The organism is Actinobacillus equuli, assembly GCF_900636745.1.
GTDB classification, from domain to species: domain Bacteria; phylum Pseudomonadota; class Gammaproteobacteria; order Enterobacterales; family Pasteurellaceae; genus Actinobacillus; species Actinobacillus equuli.
This window is the reverse complement of the sequence record NZ_LR134310.1, coordinates 1,546,662-1,568,097: the sequence shown is the minus strand read 5'-3', so window position 1 is coordinate 1,568,097 and position 21,436 is coordinate 1,546,662. Positions and strand designations below refer to the sequence as shown.

General features: G+C 40.7%; 25 protein-coding genes. 11 read left to right on the top strand and 14 right to left on the bottom strand.

The features are described from left to right. Nucleotides 1-27 precede the first annotated feature (27 nt). From ftsX to ftsY, 3 genes are all read right to left on the bottom strand, one after another. A complete protein-coding gene (ftsX, locus tag EL121_RS07455; RefSeq protein WP_039198839.1) occupies nt 28-966 on the bottom strand; it encodes a permease-like cell division protein FtsX in 939 nt (312 codons plus the stop codon). A gap of 9 nt (nt 967-975) precedes the next feature. Beyond that, nucleotides 976-1,629: a cell division ATP-binding protein FtsE gene (ftsE, locus tag EL121_RS07450; RefSeq protein WP_039198837.1), complete on the bottom strand. Its 654-nt coding sequence runs from the start codon at nt 1,627-1,629 to the stop codon at nt 976-978. Between the two features lie 101 nt (nt 1,630-1,730). Next, nucleotides 1,731-3,425 (bottom strand): signal recognition particle-docking protein FtsY, encoded by a 1,695-nt coding sequence (gene ftsY, locus EL121_RS07445; RefSeq protein WP_039198834.1) that lies wholly within the window; start codon nt 3,423-3,425, stop codon nt 1,731-1,733. 77 nt (nt 3,426-3,502) lie between these two features. Between ftsY and rsmD the strand changes: the two genes are divergently transcribed. The 4 genes from rsmD (at nt 3,503) to tehB (ending at nt 5,986) form a co-directional block, all read left to right on the top strand. Further along, the gene (gene rsmD / locus EL121_RS07440; RefSeq protein WP_039198833.1) at nt 3,503-4,096 is read left to right on the top strand and encodes a 16S rRNA (guanine(966)-N(2))-methyltransferase RsmD; all 594 of its coding nucleotides are present in this window, start codon (nt 3,503-3,505) and stop codon (nt 4,094-4,096) included. Nucleotides 4,097-4,160: 64 nt separating this feature from the next. Beyond that, entirely contained in the window at nt 4,161-4,472 is a 312-nt protein-coding gene (locus EL121_RS07435) for an HI1450 family dsDNA-mimic protein (RefSeq protein ID WP_005598462.1), read from the top strand. Nucleotides 4,473-4,487: 15 nt separating this feature from the next. After that, nucleotides 4,488-5,000, top strand: coding sequence for a 4-hydroxyphenylacetate 3-monooxygenase, reductase component (gene hpaC / locus EL121_RS07430; protein WP_039198831.1), 513 nt, complete (start codon nt 4,488-4,490; stop codon nt 4,998-5,000). Nucleotides 5,001-5,113: 113 nt separating this feature from the next. Next, nucleotides 5,114-5,986, top strand: a complete 873-nt coding sequence (gene tehB, locus EL121_RS07425; RefSeq protein WP_039198829.1) for an SAM-dependent methyltransferase TehB — start codon at nt 5,114-5,116, stop codon at nt 5,984-5,986. Nucleotides 5,987-6,116: 130 nt separating this feature from the next. Here tehB and artM read toward each other — a convergent pair whose 3' ends face one another. From artM to EL121_RS07400, 5 genes are all read right to left on the bottom strand, one after another. Continuing rightward, nucleotides 6,117-6,800 carry an arginine ABC transporter permease ArtM gene (artM, locus tag EL121_RS07420; protein ID WP_039198827.1) on the bottom strand — a complete coding sequence of 228 codons (684 nt, stop codon included), beginning with the start codon at nt 6,798-6,800 and terminating at the stop codon, nt 6,117-6,119. Next, the gene (gene artQ, locus EL121_RS07415; RefSeq protein WP_039198825.1) at nt 6,800-7,471 is read right to left on the bottom strand and encodes an arginine ABC transporter permease ArtQ; all 672 of its coding nucleotides are present in this window, start codon (nt 7,469-7,471) and stop codon (nt 6,800-6,802) included. The genes artM and artQ overlap by 1 nt, the downstream gene beginning before the upstream one ends. A 5-nt stretch (nt 7,472-7,476) precedes the next feature. Then, nucleotides 7,477-8,196, bottom strand: a complete 720-nt coding sequence (locus EL121_RS07410; protein WP_039198822.1) for a transporter substrate-binding domain-containing protein — start codon at nt 8,194-8,196, stop codon at nt 7,477-7,479. 19 nt (nt 8,197-8,215) lie between these two features. Further along, nucleotides 8,216-8,950, bottom strand: a complete 735-nt coding sequence (gene artP / locus EL121_RS07405) for an arginine ABC transporter ATP-binding protein ArtP (protein ID WP_039198820.1) — start codon at nt 8,948-8,950, stop codon at nt 8,216-8,218. A 224-nt stretch (nt 8,951-9,174) separates the two neighbouring features. Continuing rightward, a complete protein-coding gene (locus EL121_RS07400) occupies nt 9,175-9,672 on the bottom strand; it encodes a YbhB/YbcL family Raf kinase inhibitor-like protein (RefSeq protein WP_039198817.1) in 498 nt (165 codons plus the stop codon). Nucleotides 9,673-9,744: 72 nt separating this feature from the next. Here EL121_RS07400 and EL121_RS07395 point away from each other — a divergent pair, with 72 nt between their 5' ends. Beyond that, the gene (locus tag EL121_RS07395) at nt 9,745-10,707 is read left to right on the top strand and encodes a calcium/sodium antiporter (RefSeq protein ID WP_039198815.1); all 963 of its coding nucleotides are present in this window, start codon (nt 9,745-9,747) and stop codon (nt 10,705-10,707) included. Nucleotides 10,708-10,774: 67 nt separating this feature from the next. Here EL121_RS07395 and EL121_RS07390 read toward each other — a convergent pair whose 3' ends face one another. Both EL121_RS07390 and EL121_RS07385 read right to left on the bottom strand, forming a co-directional pair. Beyond that, a complete protein-coding gene (locus EL121_RS07390) occupies nt 10,775-11,065 on the bottom strand; it encodes a helix-turn-helix domain-containing protein (protein ID WP_039198813.1) in 291 nt (96 codons plus the stop codon). Beyond that, a complete protein-coding gene (locus EL121_RS07385; protein WP_005621659.1) occupies nt 11,046-11,417 on the bottom strand; it encodes a type II toxin-antitoxin system RelE/ParE family toxin in 372 nt (123 codons plus the stop codon). Before EL121_RS07385 ends, EL121_RS07390 begins: the two co-directional genes overlap by 20 nt. 217 nt (nt 11,418-11,634) lie before the next feature. Here EL121_RS07385 and EL121_RS07380 point away from each other — a divergent pair, with 217 nt between their 5' ends. After that, nucleotides 11,635-13,383 (top strand): protein-disulfide reductase DsbD, encoded by a 1,749-nt coding sequence (locus EL121_RS07380; RefSeq protein WP_039198811.1) that lies wholly within the window; start codon nt 11,635-11,637, stop codon nt 13,381-13,383. 59 nt (nt 13,384-13,442) lie between these two features. Then, nucleotides 13,443-14,012, top strand: coding sequence for an elongation factor P hydroxylase (locus EL121_RS07375; protein ID WP_039198809.1), 570 nt, complete (start codon nt 13,443-13,445; stop codon nt 14,010-14,012). A 43-nt stretch (nt 14,013-14,055) separates the two neighbouring features. Here EL121_RS07375 and rsmI read toward each other — a convergent pair whose 3' ends face one another. After that, nucleotides 14,056-14,910, bottom strand: coding sequence for a 16S rRNA (cytidine(1402)-2'-O)-methyltransferase (gene rsmI, locus EL121_RS07370; RefSeq protein ID WP_039198806.1), 855 nt, complete (start codon nt 14,908-14,910; stop codon nt 14,056-14,058). Between the two features lie 72 nt (nt 14,911-14,982). On the opposite strand from rsmI, the gene EL121_RS07365 reads away from it, so the two are divergent. Genes EL121_RS07365 through dolP form a run of 4 tightly spaced genes read left to right on the top strand, consistent with a single transcriptional unit; the run spans nt 14,983 to nt 18,274 of the window. Continuing rightward, on the top strand, nt 14,983-16,731 hold the full coding sequence (locus tag EL121_RS07365; RefSeq protein WP_039198804.1) for a penicillin-binding protein activator: 1,749 nt from the start codon (nt 14,983-14,985) through the stop codon (nt 16,729-16,731). Then, complete coding sequence (locus EL121_RS07360; protein WP_015674478.1) at nt 16,706-17,077, top strand: YraN family protein; 372 nt, start codon at nt 16,706-16,708, stop codon at nt 17,075-17,077. Before EL121_RS07365 ends, EL121_RS07360 begins: the two co-directional genes overlap by 26 nt. A gap of 8 nt (nt 17,078-17,085) precedes the next feature. Continuing rightward, entirely contained in the window at nt 17,086-17,664 is a 579-nt protein-coding gene (locus EL121_RS07355) for a D-sedoheptulose-7-phosphate isomerase (protein WP_039198802.1), read from the top strand. A 19-nt stretch (nt 17,665-17,683) separates the two neighbouring features. After that, nucleotides 17,684-18,274 (top strand): division/outer membrane stress-associated lipid-binding lipoprotein, encoded by a 591-nt coding sequence (gene dolP, locus EL121_RS07350; RefSeq protein ID WP_039198799.1) that lies wholly within the window; start codon nt 17,684-17,686, stop codon nt 18,272-18,274. 49 nt (nt 18,275-18,323) lie between these two features. On the opposite strand, the gene EL121_RS11585 is transcribed toward dolP, so the two are convergent. From EL121_RS11585 to EL121_RS07340, 3 genes are all read right to left on the bottom strand, one after another. Beyond that, a complete protein-coding gene (locus EL121_RS11585; protein ID WP_164997541.1) occupies nt 18,324-18,464 on the bottom strand; it encodes a hypothetical protein in 141 nt (46 codons plus the stop codon). A 28-nt stretch (nt 18,465-18,492) separates the two neighbouring features. Next, nucleotides 18,493-19,974 (bottom strand): membrane-bound lytic murein transglycosylase MltF, encoded by a 1,482-nt coding sequence (gene mltF, locus EL121_RS07345; protein ID WP_039198797.1) that lies wholly within the window; start codon nt 19,972-19,974, stop codon nt 18,493-18,495. A 140-nt stretch (nt 19,975-20,114) separates the two neighbouring features. Continuing rightward, on the bottom strand, nt 20,115-21,413 hold the full coding sequence (locus tag EL121_RS07340; RefSeq protein ID WP_039199104.1) for an NAD(P)/FAD-dependent oxidoreductase: 1,299 nt from the start codon (nt 21,411-21,413) through the stop codon (nt 20,115-20,117). Nucleotides 21,414-21,436: the final 23 nt, after the last annotated feature.

The window sequence follows — 21,436 nt, the reverse complement described above, 5'->3', positions numbered from 1 at the left end:
ATCCGTTTTTTATTGCCTTAAATTAGCTTAGTAGCGAGAACCGATTCGGTGTATATGACGGTTGGTCGCAATTTTTGCCGATAGCCAGCCAATAAAAATACACGCCACAATCAAGAAAAACATTTCACTAAAATCCAAGCCGTTTAACTCAAATTTCACCGTGAACATATCGGTGACATATTTCACTACACCGGTAAAGTAACTGATTAAAACCGCACTAAACAGAATAGCAAGCAAACTGCCGAAAAAGCCGTAAATCATACCGGTATAAAGGAACGGACGAGCAATAAAGTGATCCGTTGCGCCTAATAATTGCTGCACTTCAATTGAAGCTTTGCTATTTGCTACATCAGTACGCACCGCATTTCCCACCACTAAAAACACCGCAATTAGCATCAACACCGTACAAACCATTGCGATTCGAGCAATCAGCCAAGTTAAAGCGGTTAATTTTTCTAACCAACCGTTATCTAGACGAACCTCTTGTACACCTTTAATCGCCTGTAAACCGTTACGCAATTCAAGCATCGCATCATTACCAGTAAACTGTTTTTTCGGTTTGAGGGTAACCACCGCCGGTAGCGGATTATCATCAATAATATCTAAAGCTTCACCAAAGCCAGACCATGAACGAAATTCATCTAAACTCTGCTGACGAGAAATATAGTTCAATGATTCAATTTTATCCGCATCAAAGTGGCGAATACGTTCTACCACGGCATTCACATCATGTTCAGCAAGATTTTTATGCAAATAAATCGTGAGCTCCGGTTCCGGATAAAACTCTGTCGCTGCCTGATGGGTATTTTTCCAAAGTAAATAACTTACGGTCGGAATAGTGAGTGATACCGCAATCACTAATACGGTTAAAAAAGTTCCAAACTTACGTTTTAGAAGATCTTGCCATACAGAACGTAAGGTATAACGTGTTTGCGCACCAAAGCTGGTATTAAATGAACGAGCCATATTGTTTCCTTAATTTCTGAGATGACCTTGCTCTAATACTAAGCATGGTTTCGGACGTTTTGAAATAATATTGGTATCGTGAGTTGCGACCAATACTGTTGTGCCGGATTGATTAAATTCTTCAAATAAACGGAAAATCTCAAACGATAATTTCTCGTCTAAGTTACCGGTCGGTTCATCGGCTAATAATAAAATCGGACGATGTACAATCGCACGGGCAATATCCACACGTTGTTGTTCACCGCCTGAAAGGTGTAACGGTAAATAATTGGCTTTATTTGCCAAGCCGACACGTTCTAAAGCGATACGAGCTTCACGCTCAACCACTTGTTGATTCATACCTTGGATAATCAACGGTAAAGCGACATTATCCAGAATGGTACGATCGGTAAGTAAACGGTAATCTTGGTGAACCATACCGATTTGGCGGCGTAAAAACGGCAATTCATGTGCTTCAAGACGTGTAATATCATGTCCGTTAAACATCACTTGCCCACCATTTGCACGCTCAATGCCCATAATCAGCTTAAGCAAGGTACTTTTACCGGCACCGGAGTGACCGGTTAAATACGCCATACCGCCAACCGGCAAATGGAAATTAATACCTTGTAATGCCGGCTTGCCGCCTTTATAGGCTTTACTTACATTTGTGAATTTAATCATTGTGTTTACCTTTTTCTACCACGATACACTCAAAAATAGCGGTCTAATTTTGCTTATTTTTTGCAAAAATATCTTTCTCCGCCTGCTCGTAATAATTGTTGTTATTCTTCGTGTTCAAATAATGCTTCGATAAATTCTTCCGCATTAAATGGGCGGAGATCTTCTATTTTTTCACCGACCCCGATAAAGCGAATCGGAATGTTAAATTGGTCGGCAATCGCAAAGATCACACCGCCTTTTGCCGTACCGTCTAATTTAGTTAAGGTAATACCGGTTAAACCAACCGCTTCGTTAAATAACTTCGCTTGGCTAATCGCATTTTGTCCTGTACCGGCATCTAAGGTAAGCATAATTTCGTGCGGTGCGCTTTCATCATATTTTTTCATCACACGTACGATTTTTTTCAGCTCATCCATTAAGTTGTTTTTATTCTGCAAACGACCGGCGGTATCTGCGATTAAGATATCAATCCCTTTTGATGCAGCCGATTGCATCGCATCAAAAATCACCGAAGCGGAGTCCGAACCGGTAGATTGTGCGACCACCGGAATATTGTTACGTTCACCCCAAACTTGTAACTGTTCTACTGCTGCGGCACGGAAAGTATCACCGGCTGCAAGCATTACGGATTTACCTTCCGCTTGGAATTTACGCGCTAATTTACCGATAGTTGTGGTTTTACCCACCCCGTTTACCCCAACCATTAAAATTACATAAGGCTTTTTACTTGTATCGATTTCAAGCGGTTGGCTAACCGGTTTTAATACTTCACCTAACTCAACTTTAAGTTGCTGATAAAGTAAATCCGCATCTTTTAACTGCTGTTTAGTTGCGTGCTGCGTGAGGCTGTTAATAATCTTAGTTGTGGTCGGCATACCCAAATCGGCGACCAATAACTGCTCTTCCAGTTCTTCGAATAAATCATCATCGATTTTTTTGCCACTAAAGAAATTACGGAAACCGGAACCGATGCTTTGTTTCGTTTTAACGAGCCCTTTTAACAAGCGGCTGAAAAAACCACCTTCACTTGGTTTTTCTTGGTAATCATCCGCTTTCTGCTCAGCTTGCGCGTGTTCTGCTTTTTCTGCCTCAAGCTCAACTAATTCTTCCAACTCTTCAAAGTTTTCTTCCGCATCCGATTTTGTTTTCACTTCACCCGCAAGCTCCGCTTCCACAACTTTTTCAACACGTTCTTCGATTTGTTGATGATGATTTACCGGCTCAGTTGTCGTTTCATTTGCAAGATTCTCGCTAAATTCGACCGCTTGTACTGTAACTTCCTCAACGTCTTGTGTTACTTCAGCCTTAGCCGTATCAATAATTGAAACGGATTGTTCTTTCTCTTGCTCAAAAGATTGCTCTATCTTGTCCGCGGTCTCATGCAAAAAGCTTTTGGCTTCTTCGACTTTATCCTCAACAAATTGCTCAATTTGCTCTGATTTTTGTTCAACGAATTCTTCGATTTGTTCAAACTTTTGCTCAATCGCATCTTCAATGCGCTCAACAAAATCCTCAACCTGTTCCGCTTTTTGCTCAACTGAATCAACAAATTCTTTGATTTCCGGCTGCGAGGTAATTTGCTCAAACTTATCTTCAATTTTATCTTCAAGATCTTCTAATTTTTGTTCTACTGTCTCTTGTAGCTGCTCGGCTTTTTGTTCTGCTTGCTCGACTTTTTGTTCTAGCGTTTCTGCTGTAGATTCAACATTTTGTTCCGCCGGAACATCGTCTTGTTTCGGCTCATCTTTTTTACCAAAACCTAGCCAAGACCAAAAACCTTTTTTCTTTTCTGCCATATTTTTCTCACTTTTCCTTTAAAATGGACTAAACTTGTGTAGTTTATCAAATAATCCTTATTTTTCCTTTAGTTAGTATGAAAAAAAATCGTAATTCCACTTTACAAAATAAGCCGACCGGCGAAGTGCGTGTCATTGCCGGGCTTTGGCGAGGGCGAAAGCTGCCGGTGTTAAATGCGGAAGGTTTACGCCCGACCACCGACCGAGTGAAAGAAACTCTGTTTAATTGGCTAATGAATGATGTGGCAGGCAGTCGCTGTTTAGATTGTTTTGCAGGCAGTGGCTCACTTGGTATCGAAGCGCTCTCTCGCCAAGCACAAGCGGTTGTTTTTCTTGAAAAATTTGCAAATGCGGCAAATCTGCTGAAAAATAATTTAACCTCACTTAAAACCACCAATGGTACAGTGATTAATACCGATACGCTGCAATATTTAGCCCAAAAAAATCCTGATCAGGGGTTTGAAGTGGTATTTGTCGATCCGCCTTTTAATCACGGCTTTGTACCGAAGGTACTAAAACTCTTAGCCGATAACCAATGGCTTGCCGACAATGCGCTGATTTATGTGGAAACGGAAAAGAATCATCCGCCGCTTGAATTACCGAGCAATTGGCAAATTATTAAAGAAAAAACCGCCGGACAAGTAATAAGTCGCTTGATCCAATGTCTATAAATTTGACTTTTTTAACCTTTATTGGCAAATTAGGTCGCTATTTTTTACATAAAAGAAACAAATTATGAACAAATTAACTCCAGATGAAGCGATTGATCTCGCTTATGATATTTTCCTTGAAATGGCAGGTGAGAATTTAGATCCTGCGGATATTTTATTATTCAATTTACAATTTGAAGAGCGTGGCGCCGTTGAAATGGTTGAAACCTCAGAAAATTGGGATCAAGAAATAGGCACATTAATCGATCCTGACGCTTTTGCTGAAGTATGGGTCGGTTTAGTAAACGATAAAGATGAAATGGACGATGTATTCGCACGTTTCTTGATTTCTCACGATGCGGATAACCGAGAATATCACGTTATCTGGAAAGAATAATTTAAAAGGAGATTTATGTCTTGTATTCCAAAACCTCAAGAGGTACCTGAATTTTCACAACAATTTCGTAATGCGATGGCGCATTTATCTGCTGCGGTAAGCATTGTTACCACCAATGGCGCCGCCGGCAAAATCGGGATCACTGTATCATCAGTTTGCTCGGTTACCGATACGCCACCGACATTACTTTTCTGTATTAATCAAAACAGCTCCGTACACGATATCATCAAACAAAACGGTAAAGTGTGTATTAACGTATTAAGTCATGAACAAGAAGACATGGCGAAGCATTTTGCTTGTATGCTGAATAGCAGTATGGAAGAGCGTTTCGCTTGGGATATTTGGGATGAAGGGATTAACGGACAACCGGTGTTACGCGGTTCAATCTCGTCTTTACAAGGTGATATTGTTGATACGCATTCGGTGGGTACGCATACGATTTTTATGGTTGAACTGAAACATATTGATGTCACCCCAAATACCGGTTTAGTCTATTTCGGTCGCCAATTTAAAAGCTTAGAGATCTAATAAATCTTAGGTATTTTTGATATAACCGACTATTTTAGTCGGTTTTTTTATTGCCTAGAGAAATCAGAGGAGTAAAATTCAGCATTATCTTATTTTGTTAGAGAGGATCAATTATGCAAAACTTAATTTGCTACAAACAAATGCCGGTTTGGACGAAAGAAAGCCTGCCACAAATGTTTCAAGAAAAACACAACACTAAACAAGGGACTTGGGCAAAGCTGACTATTCTTAAAGGCGAATTAAAATTTTATGAATTGACCGAACAAGGTGAAGAAATCAGCAGTGTGATTTTTACCTCTGAAAATCAGCCTCCGTTTGTTGAACCCCAACTTTGGCATAAAGTTGAAGCGCTTTCCGATGATTTGGAATGTCAGCTCGCATTTTATTGTGAAGCAAAAGATTACTATGCGAAAAAATATAATCTCACGACGACACACTCCGAAGTGTTAAATGCAGTTAATTATGTAAAAGCCGGTAAAGCGTTGGATTTAGGTTGCGGACGCGGCCGCAATTCACTCTATCTGAATTTATTAGGTTTTGATGTGACAGCGGTTGATCATAATGCCGAGAGTATCGAATTCTTAAATTATATGATTGAGAAAGAGAATCTGAGCAATATCGAAACGGGTATTTATGATATTAACCAAGCGACAATTGGTAATCAAAACGGTGAATATGATCTGATTGTTTCGACAGTTGTGATGATGTTCTTAAATCGTGAACGCATTCCGGCAATTATTGAAAATATGCAGAAAAACACCAAAGTCGGCGGCTATAACTTAATTGTGTGTGCGATGAGTACCGAAGAATATCCGTGCCCGATGCCATTCTCATTTACCTTCGGCGAGCGAGAATTAGCGAACTATTATCAAGGTTGGGAATTAGTGAAGTACAACGAAGATTTGGGTGAATTGCATAAAACCGATGCGAACGGTAACCGCATTAAAATGCGTTTCGCGACCATGTTAGCTAAGAAAGTTGCGTAATTTATCCATTTTATCCTAAAAACAAGCGGTCTGATTTAACGGGAAATTTGCAAATTTCTCTCAAAATCAGACCGCTTGTTCGTATATAAAAATAAAGGTACTCGTCAAAGACGAGTATCATCGCAAAAATTTACGCTTTATCCGTTGCCGGACGTTCAAATGCCAGCACTTTCGCCTCTACTCTACGTAACAGAATCGTCATAATACCGGTAATTACTAAGTAAATCGCTCCGGCAATACCGTAAATAGTAATCGCATCGTATTCCGTACCGTATAACTGGCGGGCATAGCCCATAATATCCAATAGCGTGATAGTCGAAGCTAACGATGTACCTTTAAACACTAAGATAATCTCATTGCTATACGACGGTAACGCACGGCGTAATGCGTATGGAATTAAGATTTTCAAGGTGTCTAAACGACTTAAACCAAGTGCCGCACAAGTTTCCCATTGTCCTTTCGGAATTGCTTTTACCGCCCCGTGGAATAATTGGGTTGAGTATGCCGCACTATTTAATGCCAACGCTAACGCCGCACAAAACCACGCATCCGATAAAAATTGCCATGCAAAGCTATCGACAATCCATTGGAACTGCCCCGGCCCGTGATAAATCAAAAAGAACTGGACTAATAAAGGCGTACCGGTAAATAACATTAAATAACCGTTTACCATCACTTTAATCAGCTTGTTTTCCATTGATAGCAAGAAAGTAAAAACCACTGCTAACACAAAGGCAATCAGCAACGATACGGCGGTTAAACTTAAACTGGTCGGAATTCCTTGCGCTATGACGGCTAAATAATCTTGAAACATTATTTACCCCCTCTTTCAAAGCGTGTGAAACGTTTTTCAAGTCTGGCAATAATTACTTGGCTGATTAAAGTAATCGCTAAATAAATTAATGCCGCCAAGCCGTACCATGTGAAAGGCTGATGTTCATTGGTATTAATTAAATCCGTTTGGCGCATTAAATCGTCCACGCCAATTAATGAGATTAAAGCGGTATCTTTTAATAGTACTAACCATTGATTACTTAAACCCGGTAAAGCATGACGCCAAACCTGCGGCATAATAATTCTTAAAAACGTATGCGCACGACTTAATCCTAACGCAGCACCACTTTCCCATTGTCCGTTTGGCACAGCTTGAATCGCACCACGCAACGATTGCGAAGCATAGGCAGCAAAAATTAAGGAAAGCGCCAATACCCCGCAGCTAAATGCACTAAATTCAACATATTCACCGGTAATTTTTTCTACCAATTCGGTAGAACCGAAGAAAATCAGTAAAACAACTAAGATCTCCGGTAAGCCACGTAATAAGGCTAAAAAAACAGAAGTCGGTTTACTCATACAAGGCTGTTTACTGGTCTCTAGTACCACAAACAACATTGAAAGCAATAAGCCGACTACTAAAGAGGCGAGTGCCAACCCTAAGGTCATTAGGGTTGCACTATAAATAAGCGGAAGATATTCTGAAAACATAAAAATTATTTAGTCATCCATTTATCGTAAATTTTTTGGTATTCGCCGTTCGCTTTAATTGCCGCTAAACCTTTGTTTAACTCTGCAACTAATTCGCTATTTGATTTATTTACTGCAATACCTAAGCCGTTACCGAAATATTTTTGATTGGTTACTTTTTCACCCACAAATGAAAGTTCCGCTTCTTTTGATAGCATATCCGCTAATACCGCGGTATCACCGAAGATAATATCAATACGACCATTTTTTAAATCAAGCACCGCATCTTGTAATGAGGCGTATGATTTCGGTGCATATTGTTTTGCTTCCGCAACAACATATTGTTGGAAGGTCGAGCCGTTTTGTACGCCGACATTTTTAGCCGTATTTAAATCCGCTTTACCTTTCACCGCAATAAAACTTGCTGAACTATCGTAATACGTATCAGTAAATGCCACTTGTTTTGCACGCGCTTCGGTAATATCAATTGCTGAGATTGCCGCATCAATACGTTTTTGTTTTACTGCTTGTACCAAACCGTCAAACGCTTGACCTTTAAATGAGCAATTCGCTTGGATTTCTTTACAGATTGCATTGGCAATATCGACATCAAAACCGATGATTTCACCTTTTTCATTGGTTAATTCAAACGGCGGATAGCTAGGTTCCATAGCAAAGGTTAAATCTTTTGCTTGTACTGAAAATGCACTAAGTGCGATGGCTGATGCTAATAATAATTTTTTCATAATGTGTCCTTGCATATAATTATTCTGAGTGAGAAAGATAATTTTCAAATTGAGCAGTTTTCGGATGTTCAAAGCAGTCCGCTCCGCCTTGTTCGATAATTTTGCCTTTTTCCATATACACCACTTTGGTAGCCACTTTACGAGCTACACCGACCTCGTGGGTAACGATAACTTGGGTAATACCGGTTCCTTGCAGTTCTTTAATAATATCAACCACTTGTGCGGTAATTTCCGGGTCAAGTGCGGCAGTCGGCTCGTCAAATAATAACACCTGTGGCTGCATCATTAATGCACGGGCAATTGCTACACGTTGTTGCTGCCCACCGGATAACTGTAACGGAAAACGATCGGCAAACTCGCCTAAACGTAAACGTTCTAAATGCGCCTTGGCGCGTTGAATCGCTTCTTCTTTAGCTAAACCTAAAACCTTCATCGGCGCTTCGATCAGGTTTTGCATCACGCTTAGATGCGGCCATAAATGGTATTGCTGAAACACCATACCGACTTCACGGCGTAATAATGCGATTTCTTTTGCATCGGTTTTTGCAGAAAGATTGAATTTATGTTGTGCGATTTCAAGCGTACCCGATTGTGGAATTTCCATTAAGTTCAGCGTACGAATCAGGGTACTTTTACCCGCACCGCTAGGGCCTAACAGCACCACCGTATCGCCTTTTTCGATATCTAAATTAATATCGAATAACGCTTGGCTTGAACCGTAAAAAAAGTTGACGTTGTGAATGCGAATTGCCATTCGTTTAAAATCCTGTACATTTCAAATAACTGAATTAATATTAGAATTTATTGCATAATTATGCAAGATGTTTTTCTTATGATTTTGTAAAATTTTTATAAAAAACGACCGCTTGCTCTCAAATATAACAAGCGGTCGTTGTTCTCAAAAGTTTTACCATGCCGGCGCGAGTGTCCTCACTCGTGCCGTCTGTCCAATGCTCGCACCAGCAATTAGCTTAACGCTTAAACGTCGTAAGTTCCCATAACACTTGCGCTGGCTAAGATATGTCCTTGCATTGCAAAATGCAGATCATTAAAACGGAAACCGGAAGTTAAATTCAGTTTAGTATCCAACGCATAAACAATAAGTTCATAGCGGTGTTTGCAATTCGGTGGTGCCATACCGCCATAATTTGAAGCTTCTTCGATCGAGAAATTACCTAATTTACTTGCCCATGAGTTTGCACCTTGTACAAAATCGGTTGCCGTTAGACTTTCGTTTTCGGCAATTTTTGTGCGCTCTAAATCGGCAATTAACCAATGAATCCAGACAAAACCGCTTGCGGTAATCGCATCTTTATCTTCTAAGACGACAGCAAAAGATTTCGTACCTTGCGGCGCATCGCTAATTTCAAACGGAATGGAATAACTCGGCATTCCATTTGGACTAAATTGGCTACCACGTTTACCGTATTGGTCTTCAAACGCCCCATTTTTGATTGCTGAACTAATCACTTTCATCGCTGGTTCCTTATAGTCAATAGTTAAAAATTAACCTATACTATACGCCCATTTTTACTCGTAGGAAACATAATGTTATACGCTTCTCTTGCCATTGTAATCGGCTTAATTTTACTCGTTTGGAGTGCTGATAAATTTGTAGAAGGCGCGGCTTCATCCGCTCGCCATTTTGGTATGTCACCGTTGTTAATCGGTATTGTGATTGTCGGTTTCGGTACATCCGCTCCGGAAATGATTGTTTCGGCGTCTTCAGCACTAAAAGGCGCATCGGGCATTGCACTTGGTAATGCTTATGGCTCCAATATTACTAATATCGCCCTTATCTTAGGGGTTACCGCTCTGATTAAGCCCATTATGGTGGCTTCGGAAGTGATTAAACGTGAATTGCCAATCCTGATTTTGGTAACACTCGTCTCAGCTTATATGTTGTTTGATGCGCAAGTCACCCAGTTAGAAGCTGTCATTTTATTAGTGATTTTCACTTTATATATGGGCTGGACAATTTGGGTTGGTGTACGCAATAAAGATGATGCGTTAGCACAAACCGAATCGCTTCAAACCGAACAATTACCGCTAAAAAAAGCACTCTTTTGGGTTGTGATCGGTTTAGCATTTTTAATGGCGAGTTCACAGCTTCTCGTATGGGGTGCGGTTGAAGTAGCAAAATACTTTGGAGTAAGTGATTTGGTGATTGGTTTAACCATCGTAGCGGTTGGTACATCATTACCGGAGCTAGCATCTTCAATCATCGCTGCTCGTAAGGGTGAATCGGATTTAGCGGTAGGAAATATCGTTGGTTCAAACCTATTTAATTCACTTGCGGTTGTCGGTATTGCCGGCGCAATTGAACCGATGCAAGTAGAAGCGGCGGTATTCTCTCGTGATATGTTAGTAATGTTTGCCTTAACACTACTGCTGTTCTTCTTTGCTTACAGCTTTAAGAAAAAACAAGCTAAGATTACACGTTTAGAAGGTGGTATTTTCCTATTATGTTATATCGGTTATACCCTCTACTTACTCAAAACAGCGCTGTAATTATATTGAAATAGAACAAGCGGTCGGATTTGCAAAATTTTTTACAAATCCGACCGCTTGTTTGCCTTTATTTAGAATGAGTTTCGTCTAAAGAGACAATTTGTAATGTTTTCCCCAAAGGCACCAGTAACTTCAGTAACGTACCAAGAGAAGGATTGGAACTTCCCTTTTCAATGCGAGCAATCATAGATTGTTTAACGCCGCTTAGTTTTTCTAATTTACGCTGTGAAATGCCTAGTGCTTGTCGGGTTTCAATGATTTCAAGAATTAATTTAACGCGGAAATGGTTTTCTTCCATTTCCAACTCATTAAACACCTCTCGTTCAAATGATGTCCAACTAGAACCAATGGGGCTCATCTTTTATCCTCTCCTGTAGATCTGCCAAACGACTTTTTGCTCGCTCAAGCTCACGCTTAGGAAGCCGACTACTGCTTTTGGCAAAATGATGCAACAATACAAACTGACCTCGCACAATACCGGCGAAGAGCAAACAATCGCTAATTGGACGTAACTGCCAAATACGATCTTCTAAATGCTTAATATAGCTTTCGCCTGCTCGAGTGCCGTGCAAATGTAAAATTGTCAAATGATGACTAATTTTGTGCAAACGCTCTCGATTTTCGTCTTGTTGTTCATTAATAAATTCCTGCAGGAATTCCTTGACGGGTTCTCGCCCACGTCGGTCTCGATAAAAGACTATTTCATACATCGTTTTTTCTCCTCTGAATTAAAACGCGTAAATTTATTATGGCTTTATCGAACAACTTTCTCAACATTTAAGGTAATTTTTTGTCAATCTTTACCATTATCAATCAAAGACTATATTTGGGTAAGAAATCACAACTTTTCCCGACTTTACCTATTTGCATTACAATATCGCACCTTTTAGGTAAAATATCGCATCTTTATTATTTGTATTAACTCGTATGTTGAAACGTTTCATTCTCTTATTTGTTAGCTTGGCGCTAACACTTCCAGTACAAGCCGGCTTGTTTGGCAATAATCAGCCAAAATATTTAAGCGGCGCAGAGGCTTTTGCTTTCTCGGCGACACCGAAATCTAATAATCAAATTGAGCTGAATTGGCAAATTGCGGACGGCTATTATCTATATAAAAAAGAAATACAGGTCGCGCCGCAAAACGCCGAAATCCAACCGTTAGCTTTCCCTGCTGCGGAAAGTTATCATGATGAATTTTTTGGTAATGTGGAAATTTTCCGTGATCAGCTTACGCTGCCGGTAACATTCTCTGCAGCACAAGCGAACGGCAGTCTTTCGGTTCGTTATCAAGGTTGTACCAAAGGTTTCTGCTATCCGCCTGAAACAGTCACCATTGCATTAGGCGAACAACAAGCGGTCGATTCCGCACAAAATTTTGCAAAAAATAGTGAAAATTCAACCGCTTCTCAGCCGTTAGCGAATGCACCGAAAGCAGAACAGGATCAGCTTGCCGAGAACTTGGCGAATAATCGCTTATCGATTTTTTGGTTCTTTGTGCTGGGCATCGGTTTAGCCTTTACCCCATGCGTATTACCGATGTTGCCGTTACTGTCTGCGATTGTAATTGGTAATAAGCAACGCCCTAATACGTTCAAAGCGTTATTACTCAGCTTTGCTTATGTACAAGGTATGGCGCTTACTTATACGCTATTAGGCTTAGTGGTGGCGGCGATCGGCTTACCGTTCCAAGTAGCGTTACAAAGCCCGCCGGTGCTGATTTCACTTGCGATTTTATTCACCATTTTAGCCGCTTCGATGTTCGGCTTATTTGAAATCCGTTTGCCGAATTCATGGCAACAAAAACTGAATGCAATGAGCCAAAAACAGCAAGGTGGTGCATTTGGTAGCGTTTTTGTAATGGGAATGATTGCTGGCTTAGTGGCTTCGCCTTGTACTTCCGCGCCGTTATCCGGCGCATTACTGTATGTTGCTCAAAGTGGGGACTTGCTCACCGGCGGATTAGCACTCTATTTATTAGCATTAGGAATGGGGATTCCGTTAATTCTGATTACCTTATTCGGCAACCGTATTTTACCGAAATCGGGCGATTGGTTATTAAAAGTAAAAACCGCATTCGGTTTTGTGATGTTAGCATTACCGGTCTTTTTACTTAGCCGTATTTTACCGAGCCATTACGAGTCGTTTATGTGGTCGGCACTGGCGATGGTATTTGTCGGTTGGTTGATTAGCGTGATTCCTACACAAGGCTTAATCAAACAAGCGGTCAGAATTGCATTGTTTTTTACATTTGCGCTTGCTTCTTACCCTTGGGCGAACTTAGTCTGGAATCAAGGTAACGCTCATTCGGTGCAAGTAAGCAATCACTTAGCGTTTGAACGCGTGCAATCACTTGCAGAATTACAAGCAAAATTGACCGCTTCACAAGGCAAAAAAGTGATGTTGGATCTATATGCCGATTGGTGTGTGGCGTGTAAGGAGTTTGATAAATACACCTTTACCGATCAAGCCGTACAGCAAAAATTGGCGGAAATGGTGGTGCTGCAAGTGGATATGACCAATAACTCGACACAAAACGATGAGTTAATGAAACACTTTAATGTATTAGGGTTACCGACCATTTTATTCTTTGATGAGAACGGTAATGAGCTGACGCAATCAAGAGTTACCGGCTTCTTAGAAGCAAATCAATTTTTAAGTTGGCTAAATCAGTTATAATCTTATGGCACAAGTTGATCGCTTGTGCCATTTTTTTCTTAATCACAGATAAGTTTGCTATGAACCAAGACAATCATAAAATTGAAGACATTATTCGTATTTTCGATGAATGTTTCGCCGAAGAATACAATACCCGCTTAGAAAAGGGCGAAGACTATCCGATTTACTTACCCGCATTTTTAGATGAAGACGGCGTGAAATCCGATCGTCCATATAACGTGATTTTATTTGCACACGGCTATTACAGCAGTGCATTACATGAGATAGCCCATTGGCTTGTGGCAGGAACCGAACGCCGTAGATTAGAAGATTTCGGTTATTGGTACGAACCGGACGGACGCTCGGCGGAACGTCAGCGTGAATTTGAATCGGTGGAAGTTAAACCGCAAGCGATTGAATGGGTGTTGGCAACTGCTGCGGGCTTCCGCTATTTTGCCAGTGCGGATAATCTTTCCGGCAATCCGGGCGATAATTCTGCGTTTAAACAAGCGGTTTTTGATCAAGTAAAAATTTATGCGGAACGAGGTTATTTACCGAAACGTGCCGAAACGCTACGTAAAGCGTTAGCCAAATTCTACGGCACAGAGGATAAAATTGATTTAGCAAATTTTGATTTGGCGAGAATCTAACAAACAAGCGGTTAAATTTTTAGGAAATTTAACCGCTTGTATTTTAGTTATCGGAAAGATGTTCTAATCCGTATTGGTAAAGTGCATTCTTTTTATAGCCGAAAGTCTCCGCCACAATTGCCGCCGCTTTTTTCAGCGGTAATTCTTGGCAAAGTAAACCGAGTAATTTAACCGCTTGGGTGGAAAATTCTTCATCTGCCTGTTCCGGTTTTCCTTCCACGACTAACACAATCTCACCTTTAATGCGGTTGCTATCTTCATTTAACCACGCAATTAAATTGGTTAACGTATCGCCATAAATGGTTTCCCACGTTTTGGTAATTTCACGAGCCATCACCACATAACGATCCTTGCCTAGCATTTTTTGCATATCTTCAAGCGTATCTAAAATACGGTGGGTAGATTCGTAAAAAATCAGTGTACGTGGTTCATCAGCCACTTCCGCTAATTTATCGCAGCGTGATTTTGTCTTAGCCGGTAAGAACCCTTCAAAACAAAAGCGGTCTGAAGCAATACCGGATGCGCAAAGTGCGGTAATCGCTGCACAAGCGCCGGGTAACGGCACGACTTTAACCCCGGCTTGGCGGCAATGGCGCACCAAGTGAAAGCCCGGGTCACTAATTAATGGCGTGCCGGCATCGGAAATCAGGGCAATATTCAGCCCTTGTTGTAATTTTTCGACTAATACGGCAGCTTTTTGTTGTTCATTATGATCATGTAAGGCAAAAAACGGTTTTTTGATACCGTAATGGCTAAGTAATAAACCGCTATGACGGGTATCTTCCGCAGCAATTAAATCGACTTGGGCAAAAGTGTCTAATGCTCGTTGAGTTATATCTCCAAGGTTACCGATTGGCGTTGCGACAATATACAAAGTACCGTTTTGTTCGTTTTTCATTTGCTTTTCACTCGTTTGGTAAGTAAGATTTCAACATTATTCTGCCTATTATAGTCTATTAGGAGCAATACAATGGCGACTATTTTAAAACAGAAACTAAAAACTGTCTTTGTCCCAACGGCAATGGCACTTTTTCTTTCTGCTTGTACCGGTACAAGTTTTTTTGAAAACCCGTTAACAAAAACGGTAAAAAATGAAGCGTACGCAACTTCTGAGTTTTATATCAATAAAGCGGAGCAAGCGACGGATAAAGAAGATAAAATCACTTATCGCTTACTCGCAATTCGTAAATTGATTGATGAAAATAAAGCGTTCGAAGCACAAAATATGTTTGATGAATTAAATGCTTCGCTTGCTGAAATTCAAAAAAATGAAATTCAAAAAGTCGAATATAACTTAGTTGCGGCGCAGCTTTCCGCTTTACAAGCCAACAACGCCCAGGCGGCAGCACAACTTAAACTTGTGCCAATGGCATTGTTAAGCAAGTCACAATTATTACGTTATCACCAAACTCAAGCGCGTATTGCCGAAAATAAAAAAGATGTTATCGAAGCGGTACGTGCCCGTTCTTTGATGAGCGCACAATTCTCTGAAAATCGTTTACGCCAAGAAAATAATGACCAAATTTGGGCATTATTACGTAATGCCAATAAAGGTGTGCTTTCAGTCGCAAGCGCAGGCCCGGGTGAAACGGAATTTGCAGGTTGGCTAGCACTTATTGCGGTATATAACCAAAATGTTTCAACACCGGCACAAATGCCACAAGGTATCAATAACTGGAAGCAACTGTATCCTAATCACAGTGCGGTTTCTTTTATGCCGGCTGAACTACAAAATGTATCAAACTTCCAACAAACTCAATTAAATGGTGTGGCGTTACTTTTACCATTAAGCGGTGATGCTAAAATTTTGGGTGATATCATTAAAAAAGGGTTTAATGACGCCAAAGGAAGCGACTCAATTGCAGTGCAAACCTACGATACTGACAGCGGCTCTGTTGAAAGCATTTTAGCGCAAGCAAAACAACAAGGCGCACAAACGATTATCGGGCCGTTACTTAAATCTCGTGTTGATGAAATGCTCATTAGCCCTGAAATTAAAGGTGTTAACGTGTTAGCGCTAAACTCAACCCCAAATGTTAAAGCGATTCCGGGCGTATGTTACTACGGTTTATCACCGGAAGCTGAGGCAAGAGCCGGAGCGGATCGTTTATATCGTGACGGTTACTCTCGTGCGATTGTTGCGGCACCACAAGACGATTTCGGACAACGTTCTGCGGATGCGTTCGCTCAACGCTGGAGACAATTAACCAATACGGATGCAGATGTTCGTTATTACAACATCCCGCAAGATTCTGTTGTAGCTATTCAAAACTCAGGCGGTACTCAAGGCGCGGCATTATACGCATTAGGGACGGCTGAACAATTACTTGAATTAAAACAAGGCGTTGATAACTCTGTACTCGCCGGACAGCTTGCAATTTATACTTCTTCGCGTAGTAACTCACCAAATAACGGTATTGAGTTCCGTACTTCAATGGAAGGCGTAAAATTCAGCGAAATTCCATTATTATCTGACACCGATTCGGATGAGTACAAAAAAGCAGATAGCCTAGCGGCAAGCGATTTCTCCATGATGCGCTTATATGCAATGGGTTCCGATGCTTGGGCGCTTGCAAATAAATTTAATGAGTTCCGCCAAATTCCGGGTTATAGCGTATCCGGTTTAACCGGAAACTTAACTGCAGGCCCGAACTGTAATATCGAACGTGAAATGACTTGGTTGCAATATCGTAATGGTGCTGTTCAAAGCGCTAACTAAGCGTTCCCAAGGAGCTTGTTTTGAAGATAAAGCCCGCGCCTTTTTAGAAGGGCAAGGGCTTAAATTCATTGCGGCTAATCAGACTTTTAAATGCGGTGAACTTGATCTTATTATGCAACAAGGTGAAACCTTGGTTTTTGTAGAAGTTCGCCAACGCAAAAGTAAGCGCTTCGGCTCTGCAGTCGAAAGTATTGATTATCGAAAACAACAAAAATGGTTGGATGCCGCAAATATGTGGCTGTTTACGCAACGTAAACAGAGCTTAGACACTGCGAATTGTCGTTTTGATGTTGTTGCCTTTGAAGGAAATGATCCGCCTCTTTGGATCCCCAATTTTTTAGGATAGTTCTTTTCATGCTAGAAAAAATTCAAGATCGTTTTACCGAAAGCATCCAGATCCAAATTGCAGCGGCGGAATTACTGCCTAAAACGCTTAGCGAGGCCGCTAATCGCATTGTTGCCTGTTTATTGAGAGGTAATAAAATTATCGTATGCGGACATGGGCGTTCGTACGCGAACGCACAGCTTTTAGTCAGCCACTTATTGCATAAATACGATCTTGCTCGACCAAGCTTTGCAGCTCAATTATTGCAATTTGACGGTGTATTGGCTGGCGTGATTGCACAAGATAATGACCTTGCGCAAATCTACCGTAAACAGTTACAAGCAATTGCAAAAGAGGGAGACTTATTTATTAGTTTTTCGCCTCTAGGTGACGAAGAAGCGGTCTTAAATGCGCTACATTCTGCAAAAAATGAAGGTTTAGAAGTTTTAGCATTTACCAGTAGTCGTAATGACCATACGCAAGGTTTGCTTGATGATCACGACCTTGAAATTTCAATGCCTTCCAGTAATGAATTACGAATTATCGAAGGCCACCAATTCTGTGTAAACTTACTCTGTGAATTAGTTGACCAGTTACTCTTTTCTTAACATTTAGAAGGATATTGTTATGCTTACTTTAGCCAAACGAATCAGTGTAGCGAGTTTATTCGCTGTAAGCCTCCTATCATTACAAGGTTGTATTGCTACAACCGTCGTAACCTCGGCAGCCATTGCGACCAAAGTAGCAACCGATCCTCGTTCTACCGGCACACAAGTGGATGATGAGATCTTAGAAGAACGTGTTGCTTACAACATCAATAAAGACGAGCAACTGAAACAAGAAGCTCGAATTAACGTGGTCGCTTACAATGGTAAAGTATTGCTAGTTGGCCAAGCACCTAGTTTTGACGCGGTTGAAAACGCTAAGAATCTTGCCGCCGGCGCAGAAGGTGTTACTGAGGTATATAACGAAATCCGTACTGGTTCAAAAATTGGTGTCACTCAAATCTCTATCGATAGTTGGATTACTACCGCAGTGAAATCAAAATTACTGATTAATTCGGAAGTAAAATCAACGGAAGTGAAAGTCATTACTGAAAACGGAGAAGTATTCTTAGTCGGAAAACTTTCGCCTACCCAAGCAGATGCGGCGGCTGAGGCGGCTCGTACAGTAAGCGGAGTGAACAAAGTTATTAAAGTGATTAGCTATGCGCAATAACTTATAAAAAAAACCGTCCTTACCGGACGGTTTTTTACGATTTAAATTATTAAACTTCATTCTGCAACATCATAAAAGCTAAACTATGACGAGCTGCAATCCGACGTTTTCTCTTTAGAATTTGCAAAATTCGACGAGATTTATTGTTACGCGCTAAGGTCTTTTTGCTTTTCAGTTTACGTTTTCTCATAAAACTATTCCTTAATGACTTCGTTGGATTATTCCGGTTGAGTAAGCATTTTATCCGTAAAAGGCGCTATTGGAGAAGCTTCCAATAACTGACTTTCTTGGGCTTGTTGCTTCGAAAGCTGTAACGCCTGTACTTTCTGCTCCTCAACACGTTGGTGATTCATTATACTACTATGATAACGGCGAATATTTTCAACATACTGAAAGGCCTCAAAACCTCTTGCATATCCGTATTTTAAGCCACTATAGTGGCGTTTCTCCGCTAAAAGCGGTAGATTTTTCTTCACATCCAACCAATTATCCGGATCTCCTCCCAGTTGTTTGGTCAAGCGTCTAACATCGAGAAGATGTCCAAGCCCCATATTATAAGCAGCTAAACCAAACCAAATTCTGTCTTCCTTGGCTACTGTTTCTGGAATTTGTCCCATTAATAGATGTAAATATTCCGAACCGGCGCGAATACTTTGTTCCGCATTCGTTCGATCGGTAATTTTCATTCTATCAGCCGTATCTCGTGTCAACATCATCATGCCACGCACACCGGTCGGTGAAGTTGCATTCGGATCCCAATGCGATTCTTGATAAGCAATTGCCGCTAACATTTGCCATTCCAAATCACCTCGATACTTTTCGAATAACGGTTGATATTTAGGTAATACCGATTTAATTGCATTTAAATAACTTTGAGTATCGACATAATCAAAGCGAGATAAATGATTAAAATATTTTTCCTCAATACGTGAAATCAACCCCGTTTCATTCGCATTATCCATAAAATCCAGCACTGCAGCCTGTAATTCGCTGTATGAACTGCTTGGTAAATACCAAAGTACCGGCATTTCATCCGTTAAATCAAAGCCAACCGCAATATTCGGACTAATATGTTGAGCGGCAGAAATATCGACAGAAACGGCAACGGTATAAGGAATTTTTCCTTCCGCCACTTGCAATAGCAGCTCCTCTTGAGTGAATTGATCGGTCGTATGCCAACGTAACTTAGGATGTTCCTCTTTTAGTTTCTGTAAAATAGGCAACACTGCGGAACCGGACGGCACCACTAACTCATCTTGCAGATCCGCTAATTTATACGGTCTTGTTTTACCTTTTTTATATGCTACTTGCCATGAAGCCGAATAATAGGTCGCACCAATTTGAAATTGTTCACCTAGCTCAGGCTGATACAATAAACCGGCAGCGGCAATATCAATTTTATTCTCTTTTAATGCCTTAAAAAGCTGTTCACTGTGTTCAAATGATTTAACTTCTAAGCCTACACCTAAGTACTCAGAAAACGATTTTGCCAATTCATACTCAATGCCGGCTGTACCATCCGCACCGACAAAATAAGAAAGCGGATGATTGATCATTCCTACTTTTAATACTTGTCGCTGTTGAATCTGCCCATAACGATTCTCTTCCGCTTGCATGAGTTGTTGCCAAGGGTAAACCATATCCCATGCCCATAACAACAATGCCATACCAACAAATAATCGTGCTAGTAATCCTTTCAATATGAAATCCTCATTATTTCCCTTTGGTTCGCAAGTCTAGCTGAATTTTATACATTGCGAAATAACCCGCCTCGAGATTTATGCGGCGTAAAAATTAAAAAAGACGTAAGTTAACACTTACGTCCTTGATTTTATTAGTATTATTTATATTTGTCTAAAAAACGATAATAAGGAATACCAACCTTCAATGCCATTCTTTTTACCCATTTACCGCCATAAAGACTAGGTACTTTCAAACTCTCAAAAAGCGCTAACCGTTCGTCATTGCCTAAAATCGCCTCTTGAATAATACGCCCGGCTAATCCGGTTAAGGCGACGCCATGCCCTGAAAAACCTTGAGCGAAATAGATATTCGGTTTGATCCGCCCAAAATGTGGAGTTGAGTTCAGCGTCATATCAATCGGCCCGCCCCAACCATAATCAATTTTAGCATCTTCTAACTGTGGAAACACTGCTAACATTTCCGAACGCATTTTTGCCACCATATCCACATTGGTACTAGAATCCGATCCAAACAACAAACGGTTATCCGCCGATAGACGGTAATAATCCAGCAATAAATTATTGTCGCAAACCGACATCCCATTATTGATTAGGCTATCCGCCATTGCTTGAGACAGTGGCTCCGTGGCAATAATAAAGCTTTCGACCGGTAGAATTTTTTTCTCAATACCAAACGTAAGCTTTTTAGAAAGCGCATCAATATAGGCATTAGTTGCTAAAACCACCGATTCACACGAAATGGTAAATTTTTCGGAAAAAACGACCGCTTTACTCTCACTCACACTTCGAATTTCAGTCGCTGGCGAATGTTCATAAATGACCACGCCTGCGTTAACACAGGCTTGTGCTAGACCTAAGCAATAATTTAACGGATGCAAGTGACCAGAATTACTATCAAATAAAGCACCGACATAAATATCACTGCCTAAATACTGCTTAAGCTGTGTTTTATCCCAAAGCTGCATTTGTTGGTACCCAAAAGTCTCTCGGCTTGCTTGTTCCATAGCAATCAGGTCATCCATGCGGCGATGATTAAGGGCAAGCGTCGCATAGCCTTTTTTCCAATCACATTGGATATGATGTTTTTTTACACGCTCATCAATGATATCGATCGCTTCCAATGACATTTGCCATAATTTGTGCGCTTTCTCTAAACCTACCTGTTCAATATATTCATCAATCCCGTCTTCAAAACCGTTAATCGCTTGGCCACCGGAACGACCAGACGCACCGAAGCCAACTCGTGCACCCTCTAAGATAATAACTTTTTTACCTTTTTCCGCTAACTCAAGCGCTGTGGATAAGCCAAGAAAACCGGCACCGATAATACAAACATCAGCATCTTGATTTGCGCTAATAGAAGGAAATTGAAGCGATAAGTTACGAGAATCGTAATAGTAAGATTTAAAATGTTCTTGATAAGCAAATTTAAGCATAAAATCATCAATAAAATGCATCT